Raw genomic sequence first — 12,884 nt, forward strand, 5'->3', positions numbered from 1 at the left:
GCTATCACGGGGGCCGGGCTATTTACCTTGGGCGGCGACGGCAGCGGCACCTGCGGCGGCTGCGTCGGGGTCAAGGAAGCGAGCGGTGCCGGTGGGACGCATATTGTCTTGGATCTCGTACACGAATGGCACACCGGTGGGCAGGTTGAGCTCGGCGATGTCCTCGTCGGAAATGCCCTCGAGGTGTTTCACGAGCGCACGCAGTGAGTTCCCGTGGGCAACCACTAAGACGGTCTTGCCTTGGGCAAGGTCCGGCACAATATTGTCGTACCAGTAGGGCACCAGACGGGTTACGACGTCTTTGAGGCATTCGGTGCGCGGCAGATCTTCACCCAGCAGCGCGTAGCGTTCGTCGCGATATTGGGAATACTCGTGATCATCGGGCAGCATGGGTGGCGGGGTGTCATAGGACCGACGCCAGATCATGAATTTTTCATCACCGTGTTCTTCACGGATCTGAGCTTTGTTTTTGCCTTGCAGCGCCCCGTAGTGCCGCTCATTTAACCGCCAGCTGCGCTGGGCTGGGATCCACTGGCGATCAGCAGCTTCCAACGCGAGGTTTGCGGTCGTGATGGCGCGACGCAACAGCGAGGTGTACACCACGTCGGGCAGAAGATTTTCTTGTTTCAGCAGTTCTCCGGCACGGGCGGCTTCTTTGCGTCCTTGATCGGTGAGTGGAACGTCGACCCAACCGGTGAATTGGTTGAGTTCATTCCACGTCGACTGTCCGTGGCGCAGGAGAACCAGTTTCGATGTTGTAGCCATGGCGATAACTTTACCCGTTCAGTAGGACCACGTTTGGAATTCACGTTTCGGACCGGCCAGGTAGACTCCGGCAGCCACGATCGCGGCCAGGCCGAACAGCCCGATACGCCCGCCGTATAATACGGTCAAGGCGGCTGAACCCAGTCCGAAGATCAGGGCCGCGCCCAAAATCAACAGCCAGGTGGATTTCGTTTGTCTACTGTGGTTTTCAAAGGTCGAGGCCGGACGGCGTACCGCATCAGCCATCGCCCAGATCACCATACCGGCACCTACGAGCGCCAGCGCGGCATATAGGCCATATTCGATTAGTAACACCATCTGCAAGAAATCCATGGATCTAGTCTAACGACTCGGGCGGGCGTATTAGGCTAGTGGGAGCAGACTTTGAAAGGTTGTGTCGTGACGGGGTTATTTGTGGTGTTTGAAGGCGCCGATGGGACGGGCAAATCCACCCAGGTGGCAGCCGTTTCCGAGGCGTTATGCGCCGCCGGCCACGAAGTGGTCGTCACTCGTGAGCCCGGTGGCTCTGCGATCGCCGAGATCCTGCGCGACATCATCTTAGATCCCGCTCACGATATTGATCCCATGACCGAAACCCTGATGTTCGCCGCAGCTCGCGCCGATCATCTGCACAAAACGATTCGGCCAGCCTTGGGAGCGGCCAAGATCGTCATTTCAGACCGTTTTGTGGGCTCGTCGATCGCCTACCAGGCAGCCGGTCGTGGCATCAGTCAGCACACCGTAACGGAAATCAATCGCTACGCCACGGGCGATGTGACACCTGATGTCACCGTGGTTTTGGATCTCGATGAGTCCGTGGCCGCTCCACGCCGCCAGGGTCGCGGGGCGCTCGTGGATCGGATGGAGGCCGCGCCAGACGGTTTCCAGCAAGCGGTTCGAGCGTCCTTTTTGGCACAAGCCGAGGCGGCCCCGGAACGGCACTTAGTTCTTGATGCCACCCAACCTGCCAAGACTATTACCCAGCAGATCCTGGAACACCTTCGAACCCATCACGGAGTGCAGTTGTAATGGCCAATCCCGTTTGGCAGTCCTTAGCCGGTCAGCAAGCCGTCATCGATCAGCTCACCGGCACCCAAACCATCACCGCACCCACACACGCCTGGTTATTCACAGGACCCCCGGGATCGGGACGGTCCCTTGCCGCCAGGGCTTTTGCCCAGACCCTGCAATGTGAACAATCCGATCCGACAGCTCGTGGATGTGGCGCTTGCCAAGCCTGTGCGACCATCGGCGCTGGCACCCATGCCGACGTCAATATTGTTACGACGGAAAAAGTCACCTATGCGATCGAGGACGTGCGTGAGCTGGTGGCTAATGCACACGACCGGCCCTCAACGGCGCGCTGGCGGATCATCATCATTGAAGATGCCGATCGCATGACCGAACGCGCCACCAATGTCTTATTGAAGGCCATCGAGGAGCCGCCGGAACGCACCATCTGGATGTTGTCGGCCCCGTCTCCGGCCGATGTGCTGGTGACCATCAGATCACGTACACGGCACGTGCAGCTCGTGATTCCCGCTGTCGCCGATGTGGCACAGCTGCTCACGGACCGCGATGGCATCGAGCCCCAATTAGCCCAAACCTGCGCTCGGGCTTCCCAGTCGCACGTCGGGGTGGCACGGTGGCTGGCCCGCTCTTCAGAAGCACGCGAGCGCCGTGACATGATCGTGCATCTACCACTATCGATTCGGAGCGCGTCAGCGGCCATGGAAGCGGCCAATGACTTGCATAAACTCGTCCAAGACGAGGCTGAAGCTTCGGCCGCCGACCGGAATGCGGCGGAACGTGCCGGCTTGTTGCGCTCGCTGGGTTTGACCGAGGATGAGCCGATCCCACCGAAATTGCGGGGGCATGTGCGTCGGATGGAGGACAACCAGACGGCTCGCAACCGGCGCGCCATTCATGACGCATTGGACCGAGCCATGATTGATTTGTCTGGGATCTTCCGGGACCTCTTGCTCCTGCATGTGACGGCCGAAACTGAACTCATCAACGAGCACATGCGGACCAAGTTGACCGAATATGCTGCAACCATCAGCGCTGAGCACTGTTTGAACGCGCTGGAAGCGATCACTCTAGCCCGCAAGCGGCTGGCAGGTAATGTGCCGCCCCTGCTCGCGCTCGAAGCGATGCTGCTAGCATTTATTCCTCGAACGAGACGACACGCTCCGCTTTAACCCCCACGAAGGAACTCTTATGGCACAGACTCTCCGATCGCTTGCCGCCTTGGGCGCGATCGCCGCGTTGGCGCTCACCGCTTGCACTGGTAGCAATGACGCCGAGACCGATATTCAACGTCAAGGCGAGGCTGTGCCTGAAGAGTTAGCCAGCTACTATGATCAGCAGATTGAGTGGCAACCGTGCGAGGACCAAGTCGACTATCAGTGCGCTAGTGTCGAGGTCCCCATGGACTATGCCAATCCAGCTGATGCCAGCATCGATATTCATCTCACGCGGGCACAGGGAACGGCCGATGAACAACCGATGCTCTTCAACCCGGGCGGGCCTGGCTCGTCAGGCATCGATTTCGTACAAGAATCCCTGAGCCACATGCTGTCAGCAGACCTGGCAGCAAATATCTCGGCCATCGGGTTCGATCCGCGCGGCGTGGGCGTATCCGAGCCGGTGCGCTGCGTAACCGGGGAAGAATTCGATGAATCTCGTGAAGAAAGTCTTGACTCCACCACCCCCGAAGGGTGGCAAGCATCCATTGAGGAAACCCAAGAGCTGGGCCAACAGTGTATAGAACGGTCCGGCGAGATCGTAGAGTTTGTTGATACGGCCTCGGCTGCCAAGGACATGGATGTCATTCGGGCCGCCCTTGATGAGCCGAAACTGGATTATTTTGGGCTTTCCTACGGTACGAAACTCGGCGCTACCTACGCGGAGCTGTTCCCGGATAATGTCGGCAAATTTGTGCTCGATTCGGTCTTAGCCCCAAGTGCAGAAACATTTGAAGTGACCAAAGCTCAATCTGCTGGTTTTGAGCAATCGCTGCACGAGTGGGCCGCGTGGTGCGCGGACTCTTCCGAATGCAATGTCGGCCAACCCGGTGATCCCGACTCGGTATTGACAGCAGTCACGGACTTTATCGCCCAAGTTGAAGACGAACCGTTGACCTACCCCAACGGCCGAAGCCAACCGGTCTCGGACCTGTTTTTTGGTATCGTCATGCCGCTCTACTCGCGTGATAGCTGGGATCTGTTGGCGACGGCCTTCGAACAGGGCATTGATGGCAATTTTGAAACCTCAGACTATCAGCCGCTGTTTTTGGTTTTCGCTGACGCCTACCACGGTCGGGACGCTTCGGGAGAATACACCAACAACACAGATGCCTTCCAGGCCATCAATTGTCTGGACTACTCCGGGACTGAGAAAACTTTTGAACAAGCCGCTGCCGAAGCCGAGGAGCTAGCTGAGCACGCCCCGATCTTCGGCCCCCATATGTCGTATTCTTCCGGCTGTAACGGCTGGCCGTTTGAACCCGCTGAGCCCGTCGGAGAGATTACTGCCGAAGGTTCCGACCCAATCATCGTGACGAGTCTGACATCGGACCCGGCGACCCCGCTGCATTTCTCCCACGAGCTGGCAGAGCAACTGGATAACAGCATTCACATCACCGTTGAGGGCGAGGGCCACGGCGCATACTCGCCCGAAAATGAATGCATCGTTGACGCCATCGACGGTTACATTCTGAACGACGAACTGCCCGAGGACGGGTTGGTCTGTCAGTAACGTGGCGCCCGTTTTGACCTTCGCTGCCTAAACTGACTATGATCGCTTATCGGATGATCTAGATATCATCCCGAGTGCCGACTTAGCTCAGCTGGTAGAGCAATTCCCTCGTAAAGAATAGGTCACCGGTTCAAATCCGGTAGTCGGCTCTGTCCCCTTGAAGAGGTAACCACCCCGGAATCCGCAGTATAATGCGGGTTCCGGGGTATTTTTCTTGGTCCCCGTCCAACGGCGGCTGTCATTCTTGAGTTGCTTGCTTCTCGTCTGTCGCCTCATCGGAAGGTTCCGGACGCGAATGCCGGATGAAAAACGCCCCAATCAGGGCAACGAAAGCGATGACGGTCGACACCATGAATGCCACATTGACGCCATGGATGAGCCCCTCCGCACCGTGCGTCTCGGGATCTAACGCAGTGCCGGTCATGACGGTGACCAGCACTGCGGTGCCAACGGAGGCCGCCACTTGGCGCATCGTGTTGTTGAGCGCGGCGCCGTGCGGGATCATCCGCTGCGGCAGCTGGTTCAACGCTGCCGTCGTTACGGGCATGATAACCATGGCAATACCCAACATGCGCACCGCGTTGACGGTGGCCAGGTAAGCAAAAGAGGTCTCGGTGGTGAGCATCGCGAACAGCACCGAGGTCCCGGTCAACAGGGCAAAGCCCATAACGGCCAACCATTTGGCGCCAAAGCGGTCAAAGACGCGGCCGGTCACCGGCGACATAAGTCCCATGAGAATCGCGCCGGGCAACAGCATCAGACCGGACTGCGTAGCGGTAAAGTCCACCATGTTCTGCATGTAGAGCGGAAGGATGATCATCCCACCGATCATGGTGATGAAAACTGCCATCCCCAACACGGTATTGAGCGTAAACATAGGGTTTTTGAGGATCCGCAGCTCAAGCATCGGTTCCTCGAGTGTGAGCTGTCGCCAGATGAAAAAACCAAGGCTGATGAAGCCCACCACCAGTGGCACAATGACTGTATAACTGCCCCATCCGGCGTTGCCGGCATTGCCAAACCCAAAGAGCATGCCACCAAACGCCAGCGTCGACAAGACGATGGAGAGGATATCCAGTTTTGGATACGTCGGTTCAGTGACGTTGTTGAGAATAAAGTAGGCGATGATCATGTCGATGATGGCAATGGGCAGCATGATCATAAACAGGGTCTGCCATGGGAAATGTTCGACGACCCACCCGGACATGCTCGGACCAATGGCGGGTGCAAAGGAGATCACCAGCCCGAAGGTGCCCATCGCTTGTCCGCGCTTATCCCGCGGGAAGATGGCGAACAGAATGGTCTGCATCAGCGGCATGATGATACCGCCACCAGCCGCTTGGATAAACCGTCCGGCAAGTAATACTGGGTACGTGGGCGATAGTATGGCCAGTAAAGTGCCGAGACTAAACAGGCCCATCGCAGCGAAGAAGAGACTTCGCGTGGTGAACCGTTGAATCAGAAACGCGGTTACCGGAATCATGATCCCGTTGACCAGCATGAAAATTGTGGTGACCCACTGTGCGGAGTTGGCGGTGATACCAAAGTCATCCATGAGTGCCGGCAGTGCGGTATTCATCAAGGTCTGATTCAAGATGACGACAAACGCACCCGACACGAGCACTGCCAGGACGACGTTACGGTTCACCGGTTTTTTGCGCGCGTTGTGGTCTTGTTTGTACTTCGTCTGTTCGTGCTGCGCCGTGTTGTACCGTGCCTCGACGGTAGGTATCGAACCGGTGATTTCACTTGCCAATAGGTGCCATCTTTCGTTGCGGGGAGCTTCTGTCTCGAGGAATGAGCTGGAGGTGTCAGTCCACGGGGACCGCGTCAGCGTCCATGTGTTCTAACCGCTCAAAGACCTCGTCCAAAAGCTCATAGAGCGACTGATTTCCTTGTGCGACCCAACGCCGCACTGCGATACGCAGGGCGCTGACCGCAATGGCAGCTAACAGCTCTGGATACATGTCGTTAGCCGGATCGGTCTCCATGCGCTGTGCGAGTGCGTGGGCAAAACTACGTTCCACCATGGCAATTTTGCCCAGGTGGTGTGACATCAGCGATGGAGTGTCTTGGATCAACCGCTGCCGGGCTAGCACCCGTTCTCGGTCGATAGGGTCGGTCCCAAAATAGTCACTAGCAAGAATTGCCTTGTGGAACGCTCGCATCGGTGATTCGTCGGCCGGACGCTCCAACAAGAGGGCGGTGACCTGGTCGGCGGTCTCTGCTGCCTGCGTCACCAGCGCGTCTTCTTTCGAAGCAAAATAATTGAAAAACGTTCGTGGTGAGATGCCAGCAGTCTGGGCGATCGCTTCGACGGTGAGTTTCTCCGCGCCGTTCTGCAACGCCAAATCTAAGGCGGCATCGCGAATCGCTCGGCGAGTTTCTCGCTTCTTTTGTTCTCGCCGTCCTACAACTGCCTCATCATCGCGTGTCATAAAAACCAACCATAAGAAAAACTTGCACAGTGTGCAAGTATTTGCTGTCGGTTCTACTCACGGCGGCATGACAGCGCAGCTTGGCTTGGCGGCTAGGCGTCTTCTTTGGCGGCCTTCCACTGGCGGTACGCCCAGATAGTCAAAATGAGCACGGCGATCCATGCGATCCCGACGATCACGCCGTTGACCACGGTGGGGTCCGAGATGAAGCTCCCGATAGCAACCAAGGAAATCTGGCCGGGTATAACCGACAGCATGCTGGCGAAGACATAATCACGCTGACTCACGCCGAAGGCGCCACTACCGTAATTGACCGGCCAGTAGGGAAAACCGGGCAGAAGTCGCAGCACCGCCACGGCCTGGAACCCGGCCTCATCCAGATGCCGCTCAACGGTACGAAAGCGCGAGCCCAGCATCTTGGCGATGGATTCTCGCCCGAGACCGCGCGCAATCCAGTAGGCACCCCAGCATCCGAGGAACACCCCGATCACTGATAAGACCGTGCCTTCGACAAAACCAAATAACAGTCCTCCGGTGACTGCCATGACGGTGACCGGAATGGGGGTGAGCGCGACAACTGCGTAGGCTCCGATAAATACCAACGCTGCGGCCCAGCCCCAGGAGGCGATAATATCGTGGAGATCGTCGATGGACGGCAAGCGAACGTTGAAGGCCAACCACAGCATAAGCAACAACACGATCACCAGGGCGGTGTTTCTGATAAGACCTGCCCAATCGAAATGGTCCTCGAGCGCCGCGTAGGAACCGTTGGCTTCTACTGGCTTATCGAATCCGGCGTTGAGGGGTTTCGTGTCGTCTTCGGGCCGCTGCTGCGCACCCTCGTGGGGAGTATGGGACATTAGGCATCCAACAGCTGTTCTGCGGCGTGGACTGATTCAAGAACTTTCTCAGCTCGGCGTCCAACAGATTCTAGACTGGCCTGGCCTCGCTTGAACATCGCGGCTGCTTGCGCCGTGGCTGCGAGGTCGTTGGCCGCACGGGACAAATAGCGGTGGATGTCATTGGCCCCGTTTGGAACGTCCAAATCGTGTTCACCAAACCGCGCGCGACACACCGTACAGATTTTCTGGACGGTCACCAGTGCATCGGTGAGAAAATTGCCCGCGTTGATCAGACCGTTAAGTTGCTCCTGTGGGATGGTGCTGGATGCTTGCGGCTCAACGATCTGCCAGTAACGGTCGAGCGAGCGTGCGAAACGATCATGAGCTTGGCGCCACAGCAGATGGCCGAGCTGTTGATCTAACTTCTTTGCGGCACGACGGCGCGCAAATGGTCGGGGTCTCATCACCCTTTAGTGTCTCACATCGTGAGCACAATTTTGCCGACCCGGTCAGGTTCGGCAAAGCGCTCGTACGCCGCTTGGGTCTCTTCAAGCGTGAAGGTCTGTGCGATCAGCGGATCGATGGTCCCGTCGACGAAATGAGGCCAAATGTTCTCGACCAGGCCGGTCAGGATCTCACCCTTTTCTTCGGCGGTGCGGGGCCGCAGCAGGTTGCCGGTCAAAACGGCCTGTTTAGCCATGAGTCGCAAGAAGTTGATCGGGCCTTTGATGCCGCCTTGTGATCCAATGACCACCCAGCGTCCGCCGTGGGCTAGCGCCCGCATATTATCTTCGGAGTATTGACCGGCGATGATATCCAAGATGATATCGACGCCGTGACCGTCGGTAATGTCTTGTACTCGCTCGACGAAATCTTCTGTGCGGTAGTTGATGCCATGAGCGCCCAGGAACTGGCTGTATTCGACTTTGGCAGCGGATCCGGCGGTCGCGATCGGCTGTCCGCCCATCGCTTTGACCATCTGGATCGCCATGGTGCCAATACCACCCGCTCCGCCATGGACCAGTACCCAGTCACCGGGCTGGAACTTGCCGGTCATAAACACGTTGAACCACACCGTGGCCGCAGTTTCGATGATGCCCGCGGCCTCAATATAGTCCAGCTGCTCTGGAATCGACACGACTTGTCGGGCGTCTACCACCACGTACTCGGCGTATCCCCCACCGGCGAGCAACGCACCGACACGGTCATTGACCTGCCACTGTTGTACCCCGTCGCCGATACTCGCGATGGTCCCGGCCACCTCTAGGCCAGGGACGTCGCTGGCACCCTCTGGCACGTTATAGCCACCACTACGCTGCAGCAGATCCGCGTTGTTAATCCCTGCGGCATGTACTTTGATGAGCACCTCGCCCGGGCCGACTTTGGGCACATCCTGCTCGGTGAGACGGATCTCAGCGGGATGTTCTTTACTGGCCTTGGTGGTCCCGTCTTGGGGAATGAAACGGATGGCTTGCATGCGCGCAGGTAATGACATGTCTCTTATCTTGGCTACTCAATTTTCCTGGGTCAACCTGTGGCGGCTTGGAGCAGGAAAGGCACACTGCAGTCCGTCCTTAAACCCTTCGATTATGTTCTCAAGGGATGCATTAGGTACAATGAATCCTCGTCTGGATGGTTGTCCGAGCGGCCGAAGGAACTGGTCTTGAAAACCAGAGGGCGGCAACCCCGTCCCGGGGGTTCAAATCCCCCACCATCCGCCATTGTCCTGAGTCGCGACATCGTGGACAGATGAGTCGCGATTTGGACGACAAAGCCTCAGAATTCATTTTCTGAGGCTTTGTCGTCTCTGTAAATCGTCAGGGCACGGGTCGGTGGGCTTGTGCCAGGTGGGCGCCTGGTGAGTTTGGTGGCGCCGTGGTGATGCAGGGCCGAGCTTTCGGGGCCCGGGCCTCAGGTTTAATCACGTTGAGCCCACCGATCCGGCAGCGTTGCACCCGTTGGCGCGTCGTGCGACGTCACAACTCAATTCCTCAGCAGCTTCTAAGGCCGTGAGACTTCTTTGTCGGATGAGCGAGCCATAATAGGGATCTTTGTGAGCTGGAGATAGCCCCTCATTCCCGTGCAGGGTATCGAGGGGTCTCAAAACCGAGCACCCTGCCCGAGCAGCGCCAGAGACCAGCGGGTGAGATAGGCACCGAGACCCGGCTACCCGCAAGACAGCCGCGCACATAGGGGTCACCTATCCAAGCAGGCGCGGTCCTCCTGCTGAAATCTCCGGGTTTGTCTCAGGCAAAGCCATATATAAGACCTCATCAAATGCCACGCTTCACCGGCGATTCACATCCCTAAAACCCCACCCGAGAAACGGAGCGTGAACACTGATTGCGTAGCCATCGACACAGTAACGATCCCATCTTTGAGGGCGTCTTCAACGCATCCAATTCGCGATCCCAACCCAATTGTGTAAAGATAAAACTTGTTCAACTTAGAGTTGTAGCTCACGAAAAGTGGGTTGGACTAGAGCGCGCGCCGATGTTAATCCGGGTCTGTGCAGCCAGTCTGAACCCTGCGTGAGCTCCGGTGTGGTCTGGAAATTGGCCCTCAGCTGTGGTGAATATTCATCACAGTTCGTGTCGAACTAACGACCGACCCCGGGGATAGGCGCAAGGTGCGTGCTATTGGACGTTAATAGAAAGGAAAACTGTGCCGCCAGTTAGTGAAGGGCAAGAAGTATTTCAATTATCGATCCCTATAGTGATTTTCTTGATCGTCCTCTTCTACGGAGGAACCCTGTTCGTGTCTTATCTCATCGGTCGAAAAAAGGAAAACGCTGATGATTACATGACTGCCGGGAACAAGATCGGTTTCGGCATCTCGGCGGCCTCTATGACAGCCACCTGGATCTGGGCGTCATCCATGTATGCGTCGGCAGAGGCAGGGTATAACTACGGTATCTCTGGGCCTATCCACTACGGCTTATGGGGTGCGTTGATGATTCTTTTCATCTATCCGTTTGGTAAACGCATCCGGCAGGTGGCGCCCAAAGCGCACACACTTGCCGAGGTCATGTATGCACGTCACGGCCGTTCGTCCCAGCTTATGCTGGCCGGATCCAATGTTCTGGGGTCCACCATCTCGTTGACGTCGAACTTCATCGCCGGTGGGGCGCTCTTTGCCATTTTGACACCATTGAATTTTGGTACCGGGATTGTAGTCGTTGCGGCAGGCGTGCTGTTATACACCTTGTGGTCAGGTTTCCGGGCCTCTGTCTTGACAGACTTCATGCAGGTTATGGCAATGCTCGGCGCAGCTGCCATCCTCATTCCAGTAGTCTTCTTCGCTGCTGGCGGCCCAGGGTTATTCGAAGCTGGTGTAGCTGCCGGAAATGTCACACCCCAGCAACAGAGCTTCTTTTCATCTGATGCCTTCATGAATCAAGGCGCACCCTACATTGCTGCGGTACTGGCTTACGCCATTGGTAACCAAACCATCGCCCAGCGTCTCTTTGCTGTCCGTCAAGACCTCATCAAACCCACGTTTATCACTGCAACCGTAGGTTATGGGGCTACCATTATCGGAATTGGCACCTTCGGTGTTATCGCGCTCTATCTTGGTCTTGAACCACTTGATGGCGACCTCAACAGCCTCATTCCACAGATGGCCGGAACCTATCTCGGCCCAATTTTGCTGTGCTTTGCTTTCATCATGATCATTGGATCCTTATCTTCGACCGCTGATTCCGACCTCTCAGCACTCTCGTCGATCGCAATGGCAGACATTTATGGTCAGAGCAAGGGCCGAAACAAAGCCAACCCACGCACCATGCTTTTCATTGGGCGGATCACTATGATCATCGCTACCGCGGCAGCACTCTATTTCGCTACCGCGCGATTTAGCATTCTGGATTTGCTGGTGTTTGTTGGCGCTATGTGGGGCTGTCTAGTCTTCCCGGTCATTGCATCGTTCTACTGGGAAAAGATCACGAACGCTGCCTTTACAACGTCAGTCATCACCGCGCTTACCATCTTCCTGCCGGTACGCTTCGAGTGGATACCCGTCGACGGTACCTGGGGTTACGTGGTTGAGCTGTTGTCCATCGTTGGTGTTGGTGTCATCCTCGGAATTATGGGCTTCGGCTTCTTTGGTATGAAGCCAGCACTGATCATCGCGACGATCGGCATGCTCGCTGTCTTACCGTTTAGTTTCGACGCTCTGCGTGACTACTCTGTTCTAACGGGTTCACTGGTGGCCTATGCAGTCAGCTTCCTGGTGTGCTACTTCATGTCATTCCGATCCAAGGAAAGCTTCGACTATTCGGTCATCAAGAAGATCACCGGGGACTTCGACGAAGAAAGCCCCGAAGAGGACCGGAACGACCACAGCCGAATGGTAAATGCAGCCGCTGATAAACAAGGAGAATAATATGACCACTGGACTCACCATTTATTTCATGATGTGGCCACTTGCAGTAGCGAGCATCATGTTTGTCATCGGGCGCGGATTTTACAAAGAATGGGCTCGAGCCCGTCGTGAAGGACGAATGATTATCTAGCCCACACGCACCAGCCTGGTGGTCCACACAAACTCGACAGTACCGCCGAAGTTTTGACTGGACCACCAGGCTAATCTCTCTGTATATGTTCGGATTCTATTGGCGCTGGGCGGCCAAGCCCGCCGCGGCTGGCCAGCTGGGTTCGGTCCGATCTCAGCCAGCCATGACACTTTAACTAGGTTTAACTAGGTTCTGGCCACCCCCATCCCCCAGGTTGACAGCCTCACTTTGCCGCACGCACCTTAACAGGGCCATAGAGCTACCCTGTTCACTCCTTCTTCTCCATGTGTAGGCGAGCCCTAGCGGTACGATCTTTGGCTTCGTTTTCTATGTCGCGAGCATATGCAGTTACCTTGCTAGTGACCGACCTACGCTGAGTGCCCTGAAACAGGGTAAGTGGTGAGGGACCAGCCGCACACATCTGTTTCCCTTAATGAGCTACTAGACAGCTTGTACCCGTGCAGACAAGCTATCACTACGTCTTGGTCAGGGAATCTCCCCCAAATCTTCAGGAAAAATGTCACTCAAAAGACGCGCCATCATTTTTAGCATCGCCCATTGTCCAGG

12 protein-coding genes and 2 tRNA genes are annotated in these 12,884 nt (G+C 56.6%); 7 read left to right on the top strand and 7 right to left on the bottom strand.

The annotated features are described in order from the left end of the window. Positions 1–18 precede the first annotated feature (18 nt). Both J2S62_RS09915 and J2S62_RS09920 read right to left on the bottom strand, forming a co-directional pair. On the bottom strand, positions 19–765 hold the full coding sequence (locus tag J2S62_RS09915) for a phosphoglyceromutase (protein ID WP_310174255.1): 747 nt from the start codon (positions 763–765) through the stop codon (positions 19–21). Between the two features lie 18 nt (positions 766–783). Continuing rightward, entirely contained in the window at positions 784–1,098 is a 315-nt protein-coding gene (locus J2S62_RS09920) for a DUF2516 family protein (RefSeq protein ID WP_310174257.1), read from the bottom strand. 66 nt (positions 1,099–1,164) lie between these two features. On the opposite strand from J2S62_RS09920, the gene tmk reads away from it, so the two are divergent. The 4 genes from tmk to J2S62_RS09940 all read left to right on the top strand — a co-directional run bounded on the left by tmk (position 1,165) and on the right by J2S62_RS09940 (position 4,673). Continuing rightward, positions 1,165–1,794: a dTMP kinase gene (gene tmk, locus J2S62_RS09925; RefSeq protein ID WP_310174259.1), complete on the top strand. Its 630-nt coding sequence runs from the start codon at positions 1,165–1,167 to the stop codon at positions 1,792–1,794. Further along, positions 1,794–2,966, top strand: a complete 1,173-nt coding sequence (locus J2S62_RS09930) for a DNA polymerase III subunit delta' (RefSeq protein ID WP_310174261.1) — start codon at positions 1,794–1,796, stop codon at positions 2,964–2,966. Before tmk ends, J2S62_RS09930 begins: the two co-directional genes overlap by 1 nt. A 19-nt stretch (positions 2,967–2,985) precedes the next feature. Continuing rightward, positions 2,986–4,524 carry an alpha/beta hydrolase gene (locus J2S62_RS09935; RefSeq protein WP_310174263.1) on the top strand — a complete coding sequence of 513 codons (1,539 nt, stop codon included), beginning with the start codon at positions 2,986–2,988 and terminating at the stop codon, positions 4,522–4,524. Between the two features lie 76 nt (positions 4,525–4,600). After that, positions 4,601–4,673 (top strand) — tRNA-Thr (locus J2S62_RS09940). Positions 4,674–4,762: 89 nt separating this feature from the next. On the opposite strand, the gene J2S62_RS09945 is transcribed toward J2S62_RS09940, so the two are convergent. From J2S62_RS09945 to J2S62_RS09965, 5 genes are all read right to left on the bottom strand, one after another. Continuing rightward, positions 4,763–6,280, bottom strand: coding sequence for an MDR family MFS transporter (locus J2S62_RS09945; RefSeq protein WP_310174265.1), 1,518 nt, complete (start codon positions 6,278–6,280; stop codon positions 4,763–4,765). A 55-nt stretch (positions 6,281–6,335) separates the two neighbouring features. Beyond that, positions 6,336–6,962, bottom strand: a complete 627-nt coding sequence (locus J2S62_RS09950; RefSeq protein ID WP_310174267.1) for a TetR/AcrR family transcriptional regulator — start codon at positions 6,960–6,962, stop codon at positions 6,336–6,338. A gap of 92 nt (positions 6,963–7,054) precedes the next feature. Continuing rightward, a complete protein-coding gene (locus J2S62_RS09955) occupies positions 7,055–7,822 on the bottom strand; it encodes a TVP38/TMEM64 family protein (RefSeq protein WP_310174268.1) in 768 nt (255 codons plus the stop codon). Further along, positions 7,822–8,268 (bottom strand): hypothetical protein, encoded by a 447-nt coding sequence (locus tag J2S62_RS09960; RefSeq protein ID WP_310175845.1) that lies wholly within the window; start codon positions 8,266–8,268, stop codon positions 7,822–7,824. The genes J2S62_RS09955 and J2S62_RS09960 overlap by 1 nt, the downstream gene beginning before the upstream one ends. 14 nt (positions 8,269–8,282) lie before the next feature. Then, positions 8,283–9,299: an NAD(P)H-quinone oxidoreductase gene (locus tag J2S62_RS09965; protein WP_310174269.1), complete on the bottom strand. Its 1,017-nt coding sequence runs from the start codon at positions 9,297–9,299 to the stop codon at positions 8,283–8,285. Positions 9,300–9,434: 135 nt separating this feature from the next. Between J2S62_RS09965 and J2S62_RS09970 the strand changes: the two genes are divergently transcribed. The 3 genes from J2S62_RS09970 to J2S62_RS09980 all read left to right on the top strand — a co-directional run bounded on the left by J2S62_RS09970 (position 9,435) and on the right by J2S62_RS09980 (position 12,317). Beyond that, positions 9,435–9,525, top strand: a tRNA-Ser gene (locus tag J2S62_RS09970). A gap of 943 nt (positions 9,526–10,468) precedes the next feature. Then, positions 10,469–12,187 (top strand): sodium:solute symporter family protein, encoded by a 1,719-nt coding sequence (locus tag J2S62_RS09975; RefSeq protein ID WP_310174270.1) that lies wholly within the window; start codon positions 10,469–10,471, stop codon positions 12,185–12,187. 1 nt (position 12,188) lies between these two features. Continuing rightward, entirely contained in the window at positions 12,189–12,317 is a 129-nt protein-coding gene (locus J2S62_RS09980) for a putative transporter small subunit (RefSeq protein WP_310174271.1), read from the top strand. The last annotated feature ends 567 nt before the right edge of the window (positions 12,318–12,884 follow it).

Origin of the sequence: Enteractinococcus fodinae (assembly GCF_031458395.1) — a bacterium.
In the GTDB taxonomy this organism is placed as follows: Bacteria; Actinomycetota; Actinomycetes; order Actinomycetales; family Micrococcaceae; genus Yaniella; species Yaniella fodinae.

Bases quoted from the DNA above. Each gene is read 5' to 3' on its own strand.
- J2S62_RS09915 (WP_310174255.1), bottom strand. From the start codon at position 765: ATGGCTACAACATCGAAACTGGTTCTCCTGCGCCACGGACAGTCGACG.
- J2S62_RS09920 (WP_310174257.1), bottom strand. From the start codon at position 1,098: ATGGATTTCTTGCAGATGGTGTTACTAATCGAATATGGCCTATATGCC.
- J2S62_RS09930 (WP_310174261.1), top strand. From the start codon at position 1,794: ATGGCCAATCCCGTTTGGCAGTCCTTAGCCGGTCAGCAAGCCGTCATC.
- J2S62_RS09935 (WP_310174263.1), top strand. From the start codon at position 2,986: ATGGCACAGACTCTCCGATCGCTTGCCGCCTTGGGCGCGATCGCCGCG.
- J2S62_RS09950 (WP_310174267.1), bottom strand. From the start codon at position 6,962: ATGACACGCGATGATGAGGCAGTTGTAGGACGGCGAGAACAAAAGAAG.
- J2S62_RS09955 (WP_310174268.1), bottom strand. From the start codon at position 7,822: ATGTCCCATACTCCCCACGAGGGTGCGCAGCAGCGGCCCGAAGACGAC.
- J2S62_RS09960 (WP_310175845.1), bottom strand. From the start codon at position 8,268: ATGAGACCCCGACCATTTGCGCGCCGTCGTGCCGCAAAGAAGTTAGAT.
- J2S62_RS09965 (WP_310174269.1), bottom strand. From the start codon at position 9,299: ATGTCATTACCTGCGCGCATGCAAGCCATCCGTTTCATTCCCCAAGAC.
- J2S62_RS09980 (WP_310174271.1), top strand. From the start codon at position 12,189: ATGACCACTGGACTCACCATTTATTTCATGATGTGGCCACTTGCAGTA.